This is a genomic window from Actinomadura sp. WMMB 499 (assembly GCF_008824145.1).
In the GTDB taxonomy this organism is placed as follows: domain Bacteria; phylum Actinomycetota; class Actinomycetes; order Streptosporangiales; family Streptosporangiaceae; genus Spirillospora.
The window spans coordinates 3,213,750-3,233,338 of the sequence record NZ_CP044407.1 but is presented as its reverse complement, the minus strand read 5'-3'; the positions used below and the strand labels follow the sequence as shown (position 1 = coordinate 3,233,338).

20 protein-coding genes are annotated in these 19,589 nt (G+C 70.1%); 11 read left to right on the top strand and 9 right to left on the bottom strand.

The genetic code is table 11. The features are described 5' to 3' along the window. The first annotated feature begins 714 nt into the window (after positions 1-714). Positions 715-4,176: an RHS repeat-associated core domain-containing protein gene (locus F7P10_RS14010; protein WP_176611460.1), complete on the top strand. Its 3,462-nt coding sequence runs from the start codon at positions 715-717 to the stop codon at positions 4,174-4,176. Further along, entirely contained in the window at positions 4,133-4,693 is a 561-nt protein-coding gene (locus F7P10_RS14005) for a S1 RNA-binding domain-containing protein (RefSeq protein ID WP_176611459.1), read from the top strand. The genes F7P10_RS14010 and F7P10_RS14005 overlap by 44 nt, the downstream gene beginning before the upstream one ends. A gap of 436 nt (positions 4,694-5,129) precedes the next feature. Here the strand turns inward: F7P10_RS14005 and F7P10_RS14000 are convergent, their stop codons facing one another. The 4 genes from F7P10_RS14000 to F7P10_RS13985 all read right to left on the bottom strand — a co-directional run bounded on the left by F7P10_RS14000 (position 5,130) and on the right by F7P10_RS13985 (position 8,216). Beyond that, entirely contained in the window at positions 5,130-5,543 is a 414-nt protein-coding gene (locus F7P10_RS14000) for a PaaI family thioesterase (RefSeq protein WP_151009740.1), read from the bottom strand. Further along, positions 5,540-6,145, bottom strand: coding sequence for a TetR/AcrR family transcriptional regulator (locus F7P10_RS13995; protein ID WP_151009739.1), 606 nt, complete (start codon positions 6,143-6,145; stop codon positions 5,540-5,542). The genes F7P10_RS14000 and F7P10_RS13995 overlap by 4 nt, the downstream gene beginning before the upstream one ends. Before the next feature lie 24 nt (positions 6,146-6,169). Beyond that, the gene (locus F7P10_RS13990; RefSeq protein WP_151009738.1) at positions 6,170-7,024 is read right to left on the bottom strand and encodes an NAD(P)H-binding protein; all 855 of its coding nucleotides are present in this window, start codon (positions 7,022-7,024) and stop codon (positions 6,170-6,172) included. 121 nt (positions 7,025-7,145) lie between these two features. Beyond that, positions 7,146-8,216 carry a DUF2330 domain-containing protein gene (locus F7P10_RS13985; protein WP_176611458.1) on the bottom strand — a complete coding sequence of 357 codons (1,071 nt, stop codon included), beginning with the start codon at positions 8,214-8,216 and terminating at the stop codon, positions 7,146-7,148. Positions 8,217-8,317: 101 nt separating this feature from the next. Here F7P10_RS13985 and F7P10_RS13980 point away from each other — a divergent pair, with 101 nt between their 5' ends. Then, the gene (locus F7P10_RS13980) at positions 8,318-8,863 is read left to right on the top strand and encodes a dihydrofolate reductase family protein (protein ID WP_151009736.1); all 546 of its coding nucleotides are present in this window, start codon (positions 8,318-8,320) and stop codon (positions 8,861-8,863) included. An 11-nt stretch (positions 8,864-8,874) separates the two neighbouring features. On the opposite strand, the gene F7P10_RS13975 is transcribed toward F7P10_RS13980, so the two are convergent. Beyond that, the gene (locus tag F7P10_RS13975; protein ID WP_151009735.1) at positions 8,875-9,765 is read right to left on the bottom strand and encodes a LysR family transcriptional regulator; all 891 of its coding nucleotides are present in this window, start codon (positions 9,763-9,765) and stop codon (positions 8,875-8,877) included. Between the two features lie 80 nt (positions 9,766-9,845). Between F7P10_RS13975 and F7P10_RS13970 the strand changes: the two genes are divergently transcribed. Further along, the gene (locus F7P10_RS13970; RefSeq protein WP_151009734.1) at positions 9,846-11,087 is read left to right on the top strand and encodes an MFS transporter; all 1,242 of its coding nucleotides are present in this window, start codon (positions 9,846-9,848) and stop codon (positions 11,085-11,087) included. A gap of 116 nt (positions 11,088-11,203) precedes the next feature. On the opposite strand, the gene F7P10_RS13965 is transcribed toward F7P10_RS13970, so the two are convergent. Beyond that, positions 11,204-11,779, bottom strand: coding sequence for a TetR/AcrR family transcriptional regulator (locus F7P10_RS13965; protein WP_151009733.1), 576 nt, complete (start codon positions 11,777-11,779; stop codon positions 11,204-11,206). Positions 11,780-11,919: 140 nt separating this feature from the next. On the opposite strand from F7P10_RS13965, the gene F7P10_RS13960 reads away from it, so the two are divergent. Next, complete coding sequence (locus tag F7P10_RS13960; protein ID WP_151009732.1) at positions 11,920-12,738, top strand: SDR family oxidoreductase; 819 nt, start codon at positions 11,920-11,922, stop codon at positions 12,736-12,738. A gap of 628 nt (positions 12,739-13,366) precedes the next feature. Continuing rightward, positions 13,367-14,059 carry a M15 family metallopeptidase gene (locus tag F7P10_RS13955; protein ID WP_218040492.1) on the top strand — a complete coding sequence of 231 codons (693 nt, stop codon included), beginning with the start codon at positions 13,367-13,369 and terminating at the stop codon, positions 14,057-14,059. Between the two features lie 62 nt (positions 14,060-14,121). Here the strand turns inward: F7P10_RS13955 and F7P10_RS13950 are convergent, their stop codons facing one another. Next, positions 14,122-15,093 (bottom strand): AraC family transcriptional regulator, encoded by a 972-nt coding sequence (locus tag F7P10_RS13950; RefSeq protein WP_151009730.1) that lies wholly within the window; start codon positions 15,091-15,093, stop codon positions 14,122-14,124. A gap of 159 nt (positions 15,094-15,252) precedes the next feature. Between F7P10_RS13950 and F7P10_RS13945 the strand changes: the two genes are divergently transcribed. Further along, the gene (locus tag F7P10_RS13945; protein WP_151009729.1) at positions 15,253-15,681 is read left to right on the top strand and encodes a pyridoxamine 5'-phosphate oxidase family protein; all 429 of its coding nucleotides are present in this window, start codon (positions 15,253-15,255) and stop codon (positions 15,679-15,681) included. A 31-nt stretch (positions 15,682-15,712) separates the two neighbouring features. Here F7P10_RS13945 and F7P10_RS13940 read toward each other — a convergent pair whose 3' ends face one another. Then, the gene (locus tag F7P10_RS13940) at positions 15,713-16,213 is read right to left on the bottom strand and encodes a MarR family winged helix-turn-helix transcriptional regulator (RefSeq protein WP_151009728.1); all 501 of its coding nucleotides are present in this window, start codon (positions 16,211-16,213) and stop codon (positions 15,713-15,715) included. A 71-nt stretch (positions 16,214-16,284) separates the two neighbouring features. Between F7P10_RS13940 and F7P10_RS13935 the strand changes: the two genes are divergently transcribed. The 4 genes from F7P10_RS13935 to F7P10_RS13920 are packed head-to-tail and all read left to right on the top strand — an operon-like array spanning position 16,285 to position 18,998. Beyond that, entirely contained in the window at positions 16,285-16,812 is a 528-nt protein-coding gene (locus F7P10_RS13935) for a cupin domain-containing protein (RefSeq protein WP_151009727.1), read from the top strand. 48 nt (positions 16,813-16,860) lie between these two features. Beyond that, positions 16,861-17,745: an NAD(P)-dependent oxidoreductase gene (locus F7P10_RS13930; protein WP_151009726.1), complete on the top strand. Its 885-nt coding sequence runs from the start codon at positions 16,861-16,863 to the stop codon at positions 17,743-17,745. Further along, positions 17,742-18,146, top strand: coding sequence for a hypothetical protein (locus F7P10_RS13925; protein WP_151009725.1), 405 nt, complete (start codon positions 17,742-17,744; stop codon positions 18,144-18,146). Before F7P10_RS13930 ends, F7P10_RS13925 begins: the two co-directional genes overlap by 4 nt. A 36-nt stretch (positions 18,147-18,182) precedes the next feature. Next, complete coding sequence (locus F7P10_RS13920) at positions 18,183-18,998, top strand: MerR family transcriptional regulator (RefSeq protein WP_151009724.1); 816 nt, start codon at positions 18,183-18,185, stop codon at positions 18,996-18,998. Positions 18,999-19,010: 12 nt separating this feature from the next. On the opposite strand, the gene F7P10_RS13915 is transcribed toward F7P10_RS13920, so the two are convergent. Beyond that, positions 19,011-19,589, bottom strand: coding sequence for a response regulator transcription factor (locus tag F7P10_RS13915; RefSeq protein ID WP_302851475.1), 579 nt, complete (start codon positions 19,587-19,589; stop codon positions 19,011-19,013).

Genomic DNA, 19,589 nt, shown 5'->3' with positions numbered 1-19,589 from the left:
GGGTCGGGGCACACTGGGGTCGAGCCGAAGGTGCCTGACATGCCGGGAGGCGGAGGTTGGTCTCGTCCTCGGTCGCCGGGCCGCCGTGAGGATGACGATCTTTTGGTCGGCGTCGCCGTTGGTGAGGACGTCGCAGTCTACCGTGATCGGTCCGACGGCGGGGTGCTCGACGATCTTGTGGTTCTCTCAGTGCGCGCCGACCGCGCCGCCAGCTCACGGTTCGGCGAAGCGACGAGCGCGATGAACTTACAGTGGACCGGACTATAGGGCTTCGTGAATCGTTGACCGCCTTGGTGTTCTTTCATGCTTTCAGCATGGAACGATCCAATATGACTGACGACATATCTGGCTGTTAAGATCCTTCACTTGAAGAGTGGTGAAGGCGTCTATCGGCTCTCATACTGATCGCCCGGTGCTTGGGGCGTGCGGCGCCTCGGCGGAGGGCGCGCATCGGTGGGTAATCGCGGGAGGCGGGGCGGGCAGGGTGGTGGTGCCGCGCGCGGTGTGTTCGGGAGGATGGCCGGTAACTTCTTCCCGGCTCCCAGGAAGGGCAGGGGAGGCGGCGGTGGAGCCTCACCGAACGGCCGCACCCGGAGCAACCGGCCCGGTTGGTTCTCAGGAGGTAAACGCAGGAGCGGTAGTCCGCAGTCGCAGGCGCGTCCGACCGAGGCAACGCCCAAGGGTGGGGACCCGGTCAGCATCGTCACGGGTGATGTGCTGCTTTCACAGGTGGACGTGTCCTGGCCGGGGCTCCTGCCGCTGGTGCTGGAGCGGACGCACGTTTCGTCGTTTCGTGCGGGCCGTTGGTTCGGAACGTCGTGGGGTTCGACTCTTGACGAGGCTCTCGAACTCGACAGCGAGGGCGTCCACTTCATCGGCGCCGACGCGACCGTCCGTACTTATCCGCAGAACCTGGTGCCGAACGTCGCGTTCATGCCGAACGCCGGGCCGCGTCACCCGCTGACCCTGACCTCCGGCGGGGGCTACACCCTCACCGACCCGTTCACCGGCCGCACCTTACACTTCCCGGCTCCCAGCGAGGAGACAGGCTGGTCACGGCTGCCGCTGACGGCCATCACCGACCGCAACGGCAACCGCATCGACTTCCTGTACGAAGACCAGATCCTCACCGAGGTGCATCACTCCGGCGGCTACCGCGTCCTCGTGGATACCGCTCCGACCGGTACCGGCGACCGACGTATCGCCGCCCTGCGCACCCCTGACGGCACCACGCTCGTACGTTTCGGCTACGAAGACACAGGTGACCTGACCGAGGTCTACGACTCCTCGGACCTCCCGCAGCGGTTCACCTACGACGACGAGCATCGGCTCACGGGCTGGGTGGACCGGAACGAGTACTGGTACCGCTACACCTACGATGACCAGGGCCGCGCCGTCCGTGGCGAGGGATCAGCGGGCGTCCTGAACGCCACGTTCGTTTTCGACACCGACAACCGTCGCACCCTGGTCACCGACGGGCTCGGACACAAGACCGTTCATCGCTACAACGAGTTCGACCAGATCGTCGAGGAGACCGACCCTCTCGGCAACGTCACCCGCTCCGAATGGGACGAGTTCGACCGTCTCCTCTCGCGCACCGACCCGCTGGGGCACACGAGCCGCTTCAGCTACGACGAGCGTGGCAACGTTACCCGCATCGCGTACCCCGACGGCACGTCCGGCGCGCTCGAGTACAACGAGTTGAATCTGCCCGTCCGTCGGATCCAGCCGGACGGGCAGGAGTGGCACTGGCAGTACGACGAGCGCGGCAACCTCGTCCGCGAGACCGGCCCGGCCGGGGCGGTCACCGTCTTCTCCTACGACGACCGCGGCGGCCTGCTGTCGGTCACCGACGCGATCGGTGGCATCACCCGCGCCGCGCTCAACGAAGCCGGCCTGCCGACCACGATCACCGACGCGGCCGGTGCGTCCTCCCACCGCATCTACGACGCGATGGGGCGGCTGACCGACCACACCGACCCGACCGGTGCGCGCACCCGGTTCACTTGGACGACCGAGGGGCGCCCCGCATCGGTGACGCTTCCCGACGGGACGGTCGAGCGGTGGCGCTACGACGGTGAAGGCAACGCGGTCGAGCACACCGACCCGCTCGGCCAGACCACCCGCACCACGTACGGCCCCCTCGACCTACCGTCCGCATTGATCCGCCCGGACGGAGTCCGCCTCGGCTTCGTCCACGACGCGGAACGGCGGCTGACGTCCGTCACTGGCAGTACTGGCCTGACCTGGGACTACACCTATGACCCGGCGGGGCGCCTGATCGGTGAGGACGACTTTAACGGCCGCACCATCGCCTACACCGTCGACGCCGCGGGACGCTTGACCGCTCGCTCCAATGGTGCAGGGCAGACCGTCACCTACATCCGTGACTCGATCGGCAGCACCCTCGAGAAGACCGACGGCGACCAGACGACCACCTTCGCCTACGATGCGATGGGCCGTCTGACCCGCGCCACCAGCCCGGACGCGGACCTGTACTTGCAGCGTGATGCCGCTGGCCGGGTCACCGGCGAGTCTTGCAACGGTGCAGCCATCACCTACACCCACGATCCCCTCGGGCGTGTGATCGCCCGCCGCACCTCTTCCGGCGCTGAGAGTTCTTGGACGTACACCGCGACTGGACGGCCTGCACAACTCACCACCGGTGGCCAGAACCTCACGTTCACATACGACGCCGCGGGTCGTGAAACGGGCCGCCGTATCGGTACGTTGACGGCACTCTCTCAGCAATGGGATCCGGTCGGCCGCCTCACCGCGCAGACCCTCTGGGGCGTTCCCGCGCCCGGTACCGACCAGGCCCGATTGCTGCAACACCGCAGCTACGCCTACCGCCCCGACGGCAATCTTACCGGCGTCACCGACCGCCTCGTTGGCGACCGGACCTACACTCTCGATCCCCGGGGCCGCATCACCGCCGTCACCGCCGAAGGCTGGACCGAACGCTACGCCTACGACGACAGCGGCAACCTCACCCACGCCGATCGACCTGCCTTGGACCAGGAGCAGGACGACACAGGGATGCGTGAATACGTCGGCACCCTGATCCGTCGGGCCGGACGCACCCGCTACGAACACGACGCGCAAGGCCGCGTGGTCCTACGCGAACGCGTGACCCTCTCCGGTAAACGCCGCACCTGGCGGTTCCACTGGGATGCCGACGACCGCCTCACGGCCCTGGACGTCCCCGGTGGAGCTCAGTGGCGTTACCGCTACGACCCGCTCGGTCGCCGTATCGAGAAACGTCAATATACGTCGGAGGGGGCCCGTGTTCAAAGCTACACGTATGCATGGGACGGCACCCGCTTGGCAGAACAAATCCACCAAATTCATTCACCGGAACACGCGCCTCGGGCAACCGTCTGGTCCTACCGGCCCGGCACCCATAAACCGCTTACACAAACCGAGTACACCACTGTTATTGAACGTGCATCCCAAGAGTGGATCGACCAGCAGTTTTATGCCATTGTCACCGATCTGATCGGTACGCCGACCGAACTGATTTCCGCGGACGGTGTCGTCACCGCGACTGTGCTGACCAGTTGGGGCACCCAGGTGGGCGGCTCTTCCCCATGTCCGCTGCGTCTACCCGGTCAATATTATGATCCTGAATCTGGAAATCACTACAACTATGGTCGATACTATGATCCAGACACGGCGGGTTACCTTTCACCCGATCCGCTCGGCCTGACTCCGCAGCCGAATCCGCACGCCTATGTTCCTAACCCCACTACCTGGCTGGATCCCCTTGGGCTCACTCCACATAATTACCAATCCGATGGGTCTGTCAAGATTTATCGAGCTCCAGCCAAGGGGAACAAGCAGAGTGAGCGCTACGGGCCGGACGCGGCCAACCATCAGCAGGACGGTAGGGACGCCCATTATGGCAACATACCCAAGGTGGCTGAGCAGTACGCCATCCAAGGTACCCATGAAGACGGGTACTATGAGTACACGATGAAGCCGGGTTTTGTAGAGGCGTTCACTCCATCGGATAAGCCCGATAAATACTATCGCACACATGATAACAAGGAAGGTGAGATGCAGTGGATCATTCCGGCTGATAGGTTCGACCAGTTCAAGTCATTTATTGATCACGATAAGACGCGCTGGTATGAACATAGGATGGGTTATTCGTGGGAGGGGAGTCTGGATTGAAGTATCCACCGATTGGTCGTGCGGACTGGAAGGCTGGGCCGGGGCTTTGAGTGCGCTGGAAGTTGGTTCGGTTGTTGTCGGCCGTGTCACCGCCGTCAAAGATTTCGGTGTTCTTGTGGATCTCGGATCCGCCGAAGGGGTGATCACAGTACCGAACCTGTCGTGGCATCACTTCGATCATCCGTCCGATGTGCTGTCCGTCGGCGAGCATGTGAGAGTCAAAGTGCTGGACATCGATCGGGAGAGAGAGCGGATTTCTCTCAGTGTGAAGCACTTGCTTCCCGATCCTCTGCTCGAAGTGAGCGAGAAAATTGATAGCGTCACGGTTGGGGAAATGACTTTCCGTGCTCCCATTGGCGTGTTCATTCGCATTTTTGGTGAGTTCGAAGGGTTGCTCCCCGAGGCCGAAATGTCGAAGTTCGAGGACGGGATCGATTGGCGTCCCGGGCGGAATGTGAGGGTACGGATCGCTCGCGTTGACCTGGAGCGACGCCAGATCGGCCTCACCTTTCCTTAATCGGGGTGCCGGTAACGACGAGTGCCTTGGGGTGCGAATACTGGGTGGGCGCTACATTTGACATGGGCCTGGTTTGTCCGGATACATTTCTGCGATGAACGACCTTGCTGGGTTTGAGGGGCGTTTTGCCCACGTCGTTGAGCAGTTGGTGGCCAGTCCACTTATCTCCGTCCGCCGGCGCTTCGAGGCCCGCCTTTAGACGAGAATCTCCCGTCGCGCTGCGGACTCTCGGTGGTTAGCGGAGGTGCCGAAGGGCGTCTGATCGTGCGGAGATCAACTCTTGTGCCACTCCGCTGGACGTGACCGAAGGGGCCGTTTATGGACACGCCGACCTCCTATCACTGTTTAGTGACGCGATGGCAAGATCGACCCGCGTTCTCGTGATCAACGGGGGTCACTAGACGCAGGAACGCGTTCCCGCGCTGTTCCTGGGGTGTCAGCGGGCGGGCTCGGACGCGGGGAGGAACAGTGCGCTCACGGTGGCGATGGTGCGTCCGGCCGCCGTGAACGTCGCCGTTCCGGCGGCGAGGCGCCGTCCGGTGCGTGTCGGGGTGACGGTGACGTCGACCCAGTCGCCGTCGCGGGCGGTGCCCACCATGTCGCAGGACAGGTTGACGGTGACGAGCGGAGTCGGCGGGTCCGTTCGGACGGCGAGGGCATGCCCGATCACGACGTCGCCCACGGTGGCGATCACCCCGCCGTGCAGCAGCCCACGCGCGTTCGTCTTGGGGCCCTCGACGGTGAAGCCCGCGCGGAGCGGATCGCGGGCGTGGCGGAGGAAGCCGCCGATGGCGGTGAGCAGCGGGCTGGGACGGTCGTAGGGGACGAAGTCCGGGGGAACGTCGGTCAAGGCGACTCCTCGGGGTCGGGGGAGGCCGCGCCTGCCAGGCCGCGCAGCGTGGCGGTGACCGTCCGGCGGAAGCGCCGGTCCGCGGCCTCCGGCCCGCCCAGCAGGGCGGAGGCGTCGAGGGCCAGCAGGCCCTGGACGGTCGCGAACAGGCCGATCGCCGCGTCCTCGGCCGTCTCGGGGCCGAGGACGGCGGCGACGCGGCCGACGACGATCGCGTGGATCTCCCCGGCGGCCCGGCCGTCCGCCGGTTCCGGGCGGAACTCGGCGAACGGGCGGGAGAACATCACCTCGTGCAGGTGCGGGGCGCGGCGGGCGAACGACCGGACGGCGAGCGCCAGTTCGAGGACGTCCGCCTCGGGGTCCCCGGTGGGTTCCAGGGCGCGCAGGTCGGCGGCGAGCCGGGCGAAGCCCTCGGCGAACAGGGCGCGGGCGAGCCCGGCCTTCCCGCCGAACAACTCGTTCACGGCCGCCTGGGACGTGCGGGCGCCGGCGGCGACGGCGCGGGTGGTCACCGCGCCGGTGCCGCCCGCCTCCAGCAGCCGCGCCGCGACCGCCAGCACCTCGCCGCGCAGCGCGTCGGTCCGCGTCTTTCGCCGTCCCACCCCGTTACCGTACCCGATTTCGGATCAGTGATCTGAAATCGGTCGGAACGCGTCGGCGTGGTCGCGGGCCCACGCGCCGAAGGTGCGCGCGGGGCGTCCGAGGAGTTCCGCGACGGTGGCCGTGGTGGGGCCCGGGACCTTGGCGTAGTCGGCGAGCGAGCCCAGCAGCCGGGACGGGATCTCCTCGGGGAGCCCCTGGTCGAGCATCGCCCGGCGCACCCGTTCGGGCGGCACCTCCCGGAACCGCAGGTCGCGGCCGACGGCGTCGCCGATCAGCCGGACCTTCGCGGCCTGGTCCAGGGACTGCGGCCCCGTGAGGGTGTGGGTGGCCCCCAGGTGCTCGGACGTCCGCAGCGCCTGGACGGCGACCGCCGCGATGTCGCGCTCGTCGATCGGCGAGGTGGCCGCCGCGGCGAAGGCCCCTTCGACGGCGCCGGTGGCCTTGATCTGCGGCGCCCAGGCCAGCGAGTTGGCGGCGAAGTCGGACAGCCGCAGTACCGTCCATCCCAGGTCCGACCCCGTCACGAGTTCCTCGGCGTGCCGGAACTCGTCGGCGAAGCGCCGCTCCCCGGCCGGGTACCCGACCGTGACGGCGGACAGCAGCACCGCCCGCCGCACCCCGTGCCGGGCGGCCGACCGCAGCAGGTCCGGCAGGCCGGGGCCGGTGGCGCGCGGGCTGATCAGCACCGCCTCGACGTCCGGGAGCACGGTCTCGAACGTGTGCGGACGGGACGCGTCGCCGCGCACCGTCCGGGCAGCGGCGGGCAGGGCGGCCGCGGCGGGCGTGCGCGTGACCGCCGCCACCTCCGCGCCCTCGCCGAGCAGCAGGTCCACCGCGTGGCGCCCGATGACGCCGGTCGCTCCGGTGATCAGGAACATGGGCGATCTCCCTCAGGTCTCGTGGGTCCGAACACACCTGAGAGAGGTCCGCGCCGGGCTGCTGTGACCTCCGGCGGGAGTGACGTGGGTCACCGTCGGCGCGCTCGGCCGGGGGTGCCGGTCAGGTCGTCCGGGTGCGGCGGCGGACCAGGAGCGCGATGCCCAGCGCCACGGTCAGGGCTCCGGCGGCGAAGACGATCAGCCACCCGGCCGGCATGCCCAGGAACCGGACGACCTCCTGCCGGTGGATGACCTGCCGGTACGGCTCGTCGTCCGTCGCGGTGAAGCGGTAGTCGTCGTCGATCTCCTCGGGGTCGATCCGGGCGTCGGTGAGCTCGGTCATGAACAGGCCGTCCCCGAGGAACCGGCGGAGTCGCGGGGAATCGACCTGCTCGGGCGTCACCCGTCCGGCGAAGGCCAGCCGCATGCTCGGGCCGGTCGTCTGCTCCACGCGGTGGTCGCCGAGCACGTAGAGGTGCAGCCGCTGCGGGTCGTCCGCCAGGCGGGAGAGGCGCATGGGGTAGACGAGCTCGGCGGAGGAGAACGACACGCGCAGCGGGGCGAGTTCGCCGGTGAGGGCCTCGCCCGAATCGGGGCGCAGCTTCACCGCGACGTACTTCCATCCCTGCTCGACGTAGGGGCCGAGCGCATCCTCCAGGTCGGGGCTGAGGCGGTAGCCGTTGTCGGTGAGCCAGCCGGTCAGGGCGTCCGGGGCGGACGCGTCGAGCGTCGCCACGCGGAACGGTCCGAGGTCGCGCTCGCCGAGGACCCGGACGGCCCCGCCGCCCGCGGCCGGCGCGGACCCGGCGTCCGAGCCGCTGCCGAAGCCCAGGTCGGGGAACCAGACCTTCCGGGTGACCACGCGGGGTTCGGTGAGCTCGTCGAGCTCCTCGAACCAGCCGCGCTCGCCGAGTTCGACCGTGGCCTCGGACGGCGTGGGGAACAGCCAGGCCGCGTCCTTCGCCTCCGACTCGGCCGACAGCCGCATCACGATCTCCTCGGTGCGCGCCGCCGCGTCGTAGCGGACGATCGACGTCTCCTCGGAGATCCGCACCGAACTGTCGGCGATCATCGCGCCGCAGCCGCACGCCCACGCCGGCTGCGCCACGGCGGCCGCCGACGAGGCCAGCAGCACTCCCAGTACGGTCACCACACGCGTGAAGGTACGCACCCGCCACTCCCAGATCGTCATCCTGGAGATCTTTGACCCTCGGCGCCGCGACATGGTTCCCCGTGGTGCGCGGCCCTTGGACGGTCCGCGGAAATGTCGGCCCCCGTCGCTACCCTGGCGCCATGCGACCCCTTCGCTTTTCCATCAACGTCACCCTGGACGGATGCGTCGATCATCGTGAGGGCATCCCGGACGAGGAACTGCACCGGCACGCGACCGAGAAGATCGCGCAGGCCGACGCCCTCATCTTCGGCCGGGTGACGTACGAGATGATGGAGGAGGCGTGGCGGCCCCCGGCGGAGTCGGTCGGGCGGCCCGACTGGATGGAACCCTTCGCCCGGACGATCGACGCGGCGAAGAAGTACGTCGTCTCGAGCACTCTGGAACGGGTCGACTGGAACGCCGAACTCGTGCGCGGGGACCTGGAGGCGACCGTCCGGCGGCTCAAGCAGGAGCCGGGTGAGGGACTTTACGTCGGGGGCGTCCAGCTCCCGCTGGCGCTGGCGGACATGGGACTGATCGACGAGTACGAGTTCGTCGTGCATCCCCGGCTGGTGGGCCATGGGCCGACGCTGTTCGCGGGGCTGTCCAAGGCCATCGACCTGAAGCTCGTGAGCCGGCTGGAGTACGGCTCGGGGGCGATGGCGCTGCGGTACGTGCCGAGATAAGCGGGCTCCGGTCAGGCCCAGTGGGCGCGGGTGAGCGCCATCAGCTCGCGCAGGACCGTCGTCGCGCGGCGGTCCTTGTGCCGGACGAGGTAGATGCCGAGGACCGGTTCGGACGTCCACGGCAGGACGGTCACCTCGCCCCGGGCGACCTCGTCGGTGACGGTGGAAGCGGGCAGCACGGCCAGGCCCAGGCCTTCGGCGGCACACTTCTTGAGGGCTTCCACACTGACGAACTCCATGCGGACGGGCCGGATCCCCGCGCGTTCCAGTTCGCGTTCGATCACGTCCCGCTGGGCGCAGCCCTGCTCGATGAGGAGCAGGGTCTCGGCGGCCAGTTCGGCCGTGCGCACCTCCCCCCGCGCGGTGAGGGGATGCTCGGGATGCGAGACCAGGACGAGCGGTTCGTCCGCCATCCGTTCGGCCGAGGTCATCGGGTGGTCGACGCTCTCCTCGATGAGGAAGCCCGCGTCCAGTGCGCCCTCGCCGAGGGCGTCCAGCAGGGCGGCCCTCCCCGCCGGTCCGAAGACCACCTGGAGCAGCGGGAAGCTGCCCTGCAGTGCCCGCAGGATCGGGGGCAGGTGGTAGGCGCACAGGCTCTCGGGCGCGGCGACGCGCAGCGTGCTGCGGATCTGCCGGGCGCCGCCGCCCGCCTCGTGCACGGCCTCCCGCACTTCCTGGGCGTACCCGACGAGGAAGCGGGCGTGCTCGCGCAGCTCGATCCCCGCGTCGGTGAGGGCGATCCGCCGTCCCAGGCGCTCGAACAGCGGCACGCCGAGGTCGGTCTCGAGCGCCTTGATCTGCGCGGTGACGGCGGACTGCACGTACCCCAGATCCTGGGCGGCCTTGGTGAAACTCAGGCGGCGCGCCACGGCGAGGAACGTCGTCAGGTGCTTCAGCTCCATGAACCGATCGTAGATTCCGATCGAATCGATCGAAGATCTTCGTTGGACGCGATCGATCGGGTGCGGCTAGAACAGGAACCATGCTCCCCTCCACGTCACAGCGTCCACGGGAGGACTCACGCGCCTCCACGGGGCTGGGCGGCCGTGACTTCCTCCTGCTGCTGGCCGCGACGCTCGGCACGTTCACCAACTACGCGCCGCTGCTGTCGGTCGCGCCGCTGTGGACGGCCGAGGGCGGGGCCGGGAACGGCGGCGCGGGAGCCGCGACCGGAGTGACCATGGGGACGACCGCGGCCGTCCAGCTCTGCATGCCCTGGATCCTGAGGAGATTCCATCTCCGGGCGGTCCTGGCGGCCGGGTCCCTGCTGCTCGGAGTCCCGACGTTCGGCTACCTCCTGTCCTCCTCGCTCGGCTGGGTCCTGGCCGTGTCGGCGGTGCGGGGCGTCGGCTTCGGCATGGTGGCGGTGGCGGGGAGCGCCCTGGTGGCCGAACTCGTCGCGAGCGCGTATCGCGGCAGGGCCGTCGGCTGGTACGGCATCGCCGTCGGGCTCCCCCAGGTCGTCTTCCTTCCGCTCGGGGTCTGGACGGCCGGCAACCTCGGGTTCGCTCCGGTGTTCGTGATCACCGCGCTCGCGAGCCTGCTGGCCGTCCCGCTGGTGGCGGCGATGTCGGGGCGGCGCGCCACCGAGGACGCCCCCGCGGCCGCACCGGCCTCCGGCGCGCCGCGGCTGCGGCCGCTGACGGGCCCCTTCACGGCGCTCATCACCGCGGCCTGCGCGCTCGGCGGTATCACCACGTTCCTGCCGCTGACCTTCGAGGACCCCGCCGTCGCGCCGGTCGCGCTGTTCGCCGTCTCGGCCGCGGCGATAGCGGGCCGCTGGGCCGCGGGCACGTGGAGCGACCGCGCGGGCGCCGGCGGGCTGCTGGTGCCCGGTGTGGTCGCGTCCGCCCTGGGCATGGGCGGCTTCGCCGCCGCCGCGGGCATGGGGGCGGGGGGTTTCGCCGTCGCGATCGCCGCCGCCGTCGCGTACGGCCTGGGGTTCGGCGCGCTCCAGAACGACTCGCTGGTCGTGATGTTCCGCCGCGCCGGACCGTCCGGGGCCGGCACCGCCAGTACCGCCTGGAACTTCGCCTACGACGCGGGCACCGGGATCGGCGCGGTGGCCGTCGGCTGGAGCGCCCACGCCCTGGACATGCACGGTGCCTTCGCCGTCACCGCCGTCCTGATCGCCGCCGTCGTCCCCGTCGCCCTGTCCGACGCCCGCCGGGAGGCCGCGGCACGCGGCCGGTCCACGTCCGGTGGGGGACGCGGCACCGGGTGACCCGAAGGTCCGGACCGGGACGGTCTCGCTCGTCCGGCGGCGAGGCGACGGTCACGGAGCCGGTGGGAGCCGTCGACCGGAACGCCCGCGAGTAGGGTGCCCGCGCGGCTCCCGGTTCAGGTGCGCGGACCGGCGCCGCGCAGCACGGTGTCGATGATGCGGGCGGCGAGGGCGTCGGGGTCTTCGTCGTCCGGGTCGCCGTGCAGGGACTCGCCGATGAGCGCGTAATAGACCCGGCGCACCCAGTCGAGGTCGGCCGCCTGGTCGATGAGCCCGTCGGCCTGGGCCCGCCGCAGCACGGCGATGCAGCGGCGGGCGATGTCCTGCTGGAGGACGGCGGCCTCGCTGCCGGGGGAGGCGGGCAGCCCCAGGGAGAACGCCCAGGCGCTCTTGACCTGGAGCACGTTGGCGGTGATCCGGTGCATCGCCACCAGCGGCGGCGCGGTGTCCGGCCGGCCGTCGTCCACCGCCTGGGCGAGTTGGTGGGCCGCGGACGAGGCCAGCGCGTCGATCAGCGCCTGCCGGTTGGCGAACCGCCGGTGGATCGTGGTCCGGGCCACGCCCGCGGCGGCGGCGACCTGCTCCATGGTGGCACCGGGGTCTTCGGCGAACACCCGCTCGGCCGCCTCCAAGATCGCGCGCACGCTGCGCTCGGCATCCGCCCGCAGCGATGGGCCCGTCGCCTCGTCCATCACATCTCCCGTCAGGTCACTTGACCAGCGAGATACTACATCACTGACGCGACAGAAGCTCTACTTGCATCAGCACTGTTGCAAGTATGCTCGTTACTGCTACCTTCTGTTCTCAGTTACCGCAACAGAAGGAGAACATCGTGCACAGCACCGCCCTGATCACGGGAGCCTCGTCCGGCCTCGGCGCGGAGTTCGCCGAACAACTCGCCGCCCACGGTCACGATGTGATCTTGGTGGCGCGCTCCGGCGACCGGCTCGCCGCGCTCGCGGAGCGCCTGATCGCCGAGCACGGCATCCAGGCCGAGGTCCTGGTCCAGGACCTCGCCGAGCCGGACGCGGCCCGCCGCATCGCCGACCGGCTCACCGGCCGCGGCCTGAGCGTCGACCTGCTGGTCAACAACGCCGGCTTTGGCACCTGCGGCCGTTTCGAAGAGATTTCCGCGGCCCGCGACCACGACCAGCTGATGGTCAACGTCGTCGCACTCGTCGATCTCACCCACGAGCTGCTGCCGGGCATGCTGCAGCGCGGCCACGGCTCGATCATCAACGTGGCCTCGACCGCCGCTTTCCAGCCTTCCCCGTACTTCGCCGTCTACGGCGCAGCCAAGACCTTCGTGCTGAACTTCGGCCTGGCCCTGCGCCAGGAGTACCGCAAACGCGGCATCCGCGTGCTCACGCTGTGCCCCGGGCCGGTCGAGACCGCCTTCTTCGACACCATCGGCACCCGCCGCGCGGCCGTCACCGGCTCCATGACCACCCCCGAACCCGTCGTCCGCGCCGCCTTGCGCGCGCTGGAGCGCGACCGCGGTTACATCGCCCCCGGACTCGGCAACGCCCTGGGGGCGCACCTGAACCCCCGCCGTCCTCGCACCCTGGTCGCCGCCATCGCCGAACGCATCACCCGCAAGGTGCTGGACCCCCCGGCGGCTACCGCGACGGTGCCGGAGCGGGCCGCGTGAGATCCTCCGCCTCTCCCATCGCCGCGGCCTCGGCCGACGTCACCGGCGCCCTGCTCGTCACCGTCGGCCAGCGACGGTCCCGCCGCGACGACCCGGGGAAGCCAGCCCGTGGCCCTCCGTGCCCGTGGCGGCTTCACCGGATTCGCGGAGCCGTTTCGGATCGGGCCCGAAAATGGCGATACGGACGCTCGGGGTAGTTCTCTCTCGCCCTTTGTCGCATTCCGCCCAGCGTCATGGCTGTGAACACCGTAGTGCCGGAAGGCACGCCGAAAGGCGGAGGACGGGCGCGTCAACGGCTGCGGCCGATCGGATGCCTGGAGTCGCTCTCTCGGTGCGTGCCGCTACCACCGTCCCCGCCCGTAGTCCAGGGCGATACGTGACATCAGGATCCGATCTTCTTGGCACCCAGATGCATGCCCAGGTAGGGCCCACCGATGCGGCGCGGGCGCCTCTCGCGGATGCCGACTCTGTCGGACTTTGCCTATCGGCATGATCAAAATTGTTTCCCTTGCATATACGCGAAGTTGGGCTGTGCGTGCAAGGATTCGGGGCTTCCGGGCACCCCGCCGTACGACAATGCCGGAAGGTAATTATGGCCCGCTTAATTGCACGTGCTCTCATCGCTCTCGTGGTCGCCGTCGCGGCGACCGGCGTCACCCTGGTGGCCACGGCCGCGCCGGCCGCGGCCGATGGCTGCTACACCTGGAAAAGCAAGCTCCGCAAGGGCAGCCGCGGCGCGGCCGTCACCCAACTCCAGATCCGGGTGGCCGGTTACCCCGGCTACAACTCCAACCTCGCCATCGACGGCGTTTACGGTGATCGGACCGTGGCGGCGGTCAAGCGATTCCAGTCCGCGTACGGGCTCGCCTCCGACGGCATCGCCGGAACGCAGACCTTCAACAAGATCTACGCATTGCAGGACAACGACTGCACCCCGATCCACTTCACCTACGCCGAGATGAACAAGTGCAACAGCTCGTGGGCGGGCGGGCAGGTCTCCGCGAGCAAGGCGAAGTCGAACATGCTCCGGCTCATGTGGCAGCTCGAAGCGCTGCGGCACGCCCTCGGCGACCGGCGGCTGCGCGTCTCGAGCGGCTTCCGCAGCCTCGCCTGCAACCCGAACGAGAGCGATTCCTACAGCCGGCACCCGTACGGCCAGGCCGCCGACTTCATCGGCACCCCGTCCTTCTGCCAGATCGTGCGGCAGGCCAGGTACCACGGCTTCGAGGAGATCCTCGGCCCCGGCTACCCCGGGCACAGCGACCACGCCCACGTGGGCAACGACACCCGCAAGACCTGGTCGTCCAGCCAGTGCTTCTGACGCCGTAGACCGGTATCCGCGTACCGGGCCCCGCGCATCCGCGCGGGGCCCGGTGCCGCACGTCAGCCGGTGGAACGTCCGGTGGCCGCGGCGGCGGCCGTCGCGGTGCTCCGGTGCCTGCTCGGGCTGATGCCCCGGATCCGCTTGAACGCCGCGCTGAACCCGAACGGGTCGGAGTAGCCGACGGCGCGGGCGATGTCGGCGACGGTCGCGGTGTCCCGCTCGACCAGCAGGTCCGCCGCGAGCGTCATGCGCCAGCGGGTGAGGTAGGTCAGCGGTGGTTCGCCCACCAGGTCGGTGAACCGCTTGGCCAGCGTCGAGCGCGACACTCCGGTGCGTTCGGCCAGCGCGGCGACCGTCCATGGTGCCGCCGGTTCGGCGTGCAGCAGGTGCAGCGCGTCGCCGACGACGGGGTCCCGCTGGGCGCCCCACCAGGCCGGTGCGCCGGCGCCGGGCCGGTCGAACCACTCGCGCAGCGTGCAGACCAGCATCCAGTCCAGCAGCCGGTCGAGGACCACCTGCTGTCCCGGCGTGTCCATGGCGACCTCGGTGGCGAGGTGGTCGAGCACGGCCTCGCCCGTGCCGCCGCCGTCCGCGCGCAGCACGCCGGGCAGCGGTTCCAGCAGCCGGCGGCTGATCTCGCCGCGCACCGGGTAGGCGCCGACGATCAGGGTCGTCGCGTCGCCCGCCGCACCGGTCTCCTCGCGGCAGGGGCCCCAGCCGCGCCGGTACCGCGTGCCGCTCGCCGCGGGCGTCGCGCAGTGCTCGCCGTAGACGACCGGTTCGGCGGGGGTGCCGATCTCGTCGACGAAGGTGAACGTCGCGGGCCCGCGCACGACGACCGTCTCGCGGGCGCGGAGCGGCTCGGGCGGACCGTGCTCCGGCACGATCCAGCCGCCCCCGGTGAGGACGGAGCACAGGGTCAGCGGTGCGCCGTCCACGAAGTGCAGCGCCCAGGGCGGGGACAGGGTCGAGCTGCCGAACAGCGAGCCGTTGGCCCGCACCCCGCGGATCAGGTCGCTGAAGACGTCCACCCGATCGAGGTTAGACGAATGGACAGGTGATCCGGCGTCCTGCCTATGTGCTCGTCCGCGCCGGCCGGGTTGAATCGATGTCAGCAGCACCGGCACCGGCTACGCGCCGGCGCCGCGGGCACTGATCTCGGAACGTTCTCCTCCATCGAAAGGACTGTGATGAGCGCCGACGCCGGTTCGCTGACCGACCGGGATCTCGAGTTCCTCCGACGTCCCCTGCACGGGTTCCTGTCCGTGGCGGGAGGCCCGATCCCGCCGCAGCCGCGGCCGGTGTGGTTCGAGGCCACCGCCGCGGGCACGATCGAGCTGTTCACGCTCGCGGACTCGCTCAAGGTGGGGCGCCTGCGGCGCGACCCCCGCGCCTCGATCGTCGTCGCCGCCCCGGTGGGCGAACGCGAGCGCTGGGTCTCGGTCGCCGGTCGTACCACGCTGGAACCCGACGGGGCTCGTGACCTGTGCTCCCGCCTGGCCGCTCGCTACTGGGACCTCGACGATCCGGCCCGCGCGGCGGAGCTCGCCGAGATGCGGGCCGCCGACCTGCTCCGTCTCGTCATCCACCCGGAGACCGTGCGCCGCTACGCGATGTGACGCCCGCGCCCGTCCGGCTTGCCGGTGCGGGTCAGCGGGCGGGGGTGTCGCCGTTGGACTCCAGGAGGGTGGAGAGGACGGCTGCGAGCCGCCGGCGTTCGTCCGGGGCGAGGCCGTCCAGCAGGCGGGACTCGTTGGCCAGGTGGAGCGGGAGGACGCGGTCGATCGTCTCGAGACCTCGCGGGGTGAGGCGGATCTTGACGGAGCGGCGGTCGGCCGGGTCGGGCACTCGGGTGACCAGGTCCTTGGCGATCATGCGGTCGACCCGGAGCGTGATCGCCCCGGTGGTGACGAGGGACGCCCGCAGGAACGCGCCCGCGGTCAGCTCGTAGGGGTCGCCGGAGCGGCGCAGCGTCGACAGGATGTCGAACTCGCCCGGCTCCAGGTCGTGCTCGCCGAGGAAGTCCTTGATCGCCTTGTCCCAGAGCCGGGACAGCCGCATGATCCGGCCGACGACGCCGATCGGTGCGACGTCGAGGTCGGGGCACTCCCGGCGCCACTGCTCGAGCACCGCCTCCACCGCGTCCGCCATGAATCCTCCCGGTTCGGATAGATGAGCGCTCATCTAATTGACACTCATGCGAGTGCTGATTATCTTAGCACTTGCTTAATCAGTCCTCATCTAGGAGCGGCCATGACCCCGACCCCCGGTACTCCGGCGAGAGCGGCGAGGTCAGCGCGGCCTTCCGGCCCGCGACCGCCGCGCCCGACTTCGTCTCGCTGAGCGCCCAGCCCGACGCCTCCCGGCGCACGACGTACCACTACCTGTCGACGACCGCGTCCACCGGCGGGGAGTACGGCCTGTACCGGGTGGACATGGGGGCGCAGGCCGGGGGGCCCGCCACGCATTTCCACAAGGCGATCTCGGAGTCCTTCTTCGTCCTGTCCGGCACCGTGCGGCTGTTCGACGGGCGCCGCTGGGTCGACGCCACGTCCGGCGACTACCTGTACGTGCCGGTGGGCGGGCTGCACGCCTTCCGGAACGAGTCCGGCGAACCCGTCTCGATGCTGATGCTCTTCGCTCCCGGCGCGCCCCGCGAGGAGTACTTCGAGGGCGTCACCGAGCTGGCGGGCCTTACCGAGGACGAGCGCGCGGACTTCTTCGTCCGCCACGACAGCTTCTTCGTTTGACCGGGCCCACGGCCCGGTGAGCACTCTTCCGACACGAAAGGGATCACCATGACGACGCAAACGAGAGTCACCGTGCTCGGCCTGGGCGACATGGGCTCCGCGATCGCCGGGACGTTCGTCGACCGCGGCTACCGCACGACGGTCTGGAACCGGACGGCGAGCAAGGCCGAGCCGCTCGCGGACGCGGGCGCCACGGCGACCGGGACGGCGGCGGAGGCGGTGGCGGCGAGCCCGCTCGTCGTGATCTGCCTGCTCGACGGCACGGCGGTGGACGACGTGCTCGGGGCCGTCGGCGGCGCCGTCGCGGGGAAGGTGCTGGTGAACCTCACCAGCGGTTCGCCCGCCCAGGCGCGGGCCAACGAGCGGTGGGCGAAGGAGCACGGCGCCGAGTACATCGACGGCAAGCTCATGGGGGACCCGCCCTACATCGGCACGCCGAACATCTCGATCCCGCTCAGCGGCCCGCGCGGCGCCTTCGAGGCGCACGAATCGACCCTGCGGGAGCTGGGCGGCATCGGGTACCACGGCGAGGACGCGGGCTTCGCCGCCGTGGAGTTCATGGCCCAGGTCGCGATGGGGTACGAGCTGCTCATCGGCTACCTGCACGTGCTCAGGCTGGTGCGGGCGGAGGGAATGGACGTGACGGAGTTCGCCGGGCGCGTCGCCGGTTCGATGGCGGGCTACCCGCCGCTGCTGACCGGGATCGCGCAGGCCGTCGCGGACGGCGAGTACCCGCCGGACCTCGGCTCGCTCCGCGTCCAGGCCGCGCTGATGGACGACATGATCGGCCACCGGGAGTCGGTCGGCGTGGAGGCCGTCCGGATGCGGGAGGTCAAGGAGCTGATGGATCGCCGCATCGCGGACGGGCACGGCGAGCAGGGCTTCTCGAGCCTGATCGAACTGCTGGCGAAGAGAGGGCGAACCGAGTCATGAGCGACGAAACGATCCTCCTCTTCCGCAACACCATGCGCATCACCGACGGTCACCTGGACGAGTTCCGGGACGCCATCGCGCGAGCCGTCGAGTTCGCCGAGCGGCACGGCCCGCAGCTGATGGTGCAGACGTTCGTCGACGAGGAGCGGATGCTCGCGCACAGCTTCCAGCTCTACCGTGACTCCGACGCGGTCCGCCGGCACTGGGAACTCGCGGACCCCTACATCCAGGACGTCATGGAACACTGCCGGGTGGAGCACTTCGAGGTGTTCGGGGAGCCGGACGCCGGGGTGGCGGCGGGGCTGCGCTCGTCGCTCGGCGATCGGATGCCGGCGTTCCCTCCGCGCGCTGCCGGTTTCCTGCGGTTCGGCACGGGCGATCCGTCCGGTACCGTCCCTTGATCCTCACACGGTGTCAGGCGGTAGTCCGGAGGAACCATGTTCACCATCGGAGAGTTCGCCCAGCACGGTCGCGTCTCGGTCCGGATGCTGCGCCACTACGACGCGACCGGCCTGCTGCACCCCGCCCACGTCGACCCGGCCAGCGGCCACCGCCGCTACACCGCCGCCCAGCTCGCCCGCCTGAACCGGATCATCGCGCTCAAGGAGCTCGGGTTCACCCTGCGGCAGGTCCGGGACATCATCGACGAGAAGGTCGGCGCGGAGGAACTGCGCGGCATGCTGCGGCTGCGCCGCGCCGAGCTGGAGTCCGCCGTGGCGGCGGCGCGGGCCCGGCTGGTGCAGGTCGAGGCGAGACTCCGGGCGATCGAGACCGAGGGGTGCATGTCCGCGGACGACGTCGTCATCAAGAGCGTCCCCGCCGTCCGGGTGGCGGAACTGGCCGCGACCGCCGCGAGCCTCGATCCCGCGGACATCGGGCCGGTCGTCCGGCCGCTCTACGAGGAGCTGTTCCGGCGCCTGGACGCGGCGGGCGTCACCCCCGCGGGACCGGGCATCGCCTACTACGAGGACGCCCCGGACGGCGGGATCGCCGTCCACGCGGCGATCGAGGTCGCCGCCCCGCCGGGGGACGGCGCCTTCCGCGTCCTCGACCTGCCGGCCCTCGACCGGGCCGCGGCCATCGTGCACCGCGGCTCGATGGACGCCGTGCTGCCGACCGTCCAGACGCTGGCCCGCTGGATCGACGCCGGCGGCCTCCGGGCCACCGGGTACCCCCGCGAGATCAACCTCGAGTGCCCCGACGACCGCGCCGACTGGGTGACGGAACTGCAGGCACCGGTGGCCGAGGCCTGACCGGGTTCGACGTCACGGGGTGTCGCCGGGGGTGAGGTAGCCGCGGGAGATCGCGGCGGCGACGGCGGCGGCGCGGTCGTTGACGCCGAGCTTGGCGTAGGCGTGCAGCAGGTGGGTCTTGACCGTGGCCTCGCTGATGAACAGCTGCCGCGCCGCCTCGCGGTTGGTCGAGCCGCGCGCGATCAGCTCCAGGACGTCCAGCTCGCGCTGCGACAGCGGCTGCGCGGCGGGGCGGCGCATCCGCCCCATCAGGCGGGTCGCGACGGTGGGGGAGAGCGCCGCCTCGCCGCGCGCGGCCGCCTCGACCGCGCGGAACAGCTCCTCGCGGGGCGCGTCCTTGAGCAGGTAGCCGGTCGCCCCGGCCTCGATGGCCAGCAGGACGTCGCCGTCGGTGTCGTACGTCGTCAGGACGAGGATCCGCGCGGGCACGCCCCGCTCCGCGAGTTCCTTGATGGCCGTGACGCCGTCCGTCCCCGGCATCCGCAGGTCCATCAGGATCACGTCGGGGCGCAGCCGCTCCCCGGCGGCGACGGCCGCGGCGCCGTCGGCGGCCTCGCCGAGCACCTCGAAGCGCGGGTCGGCGCCGAACAT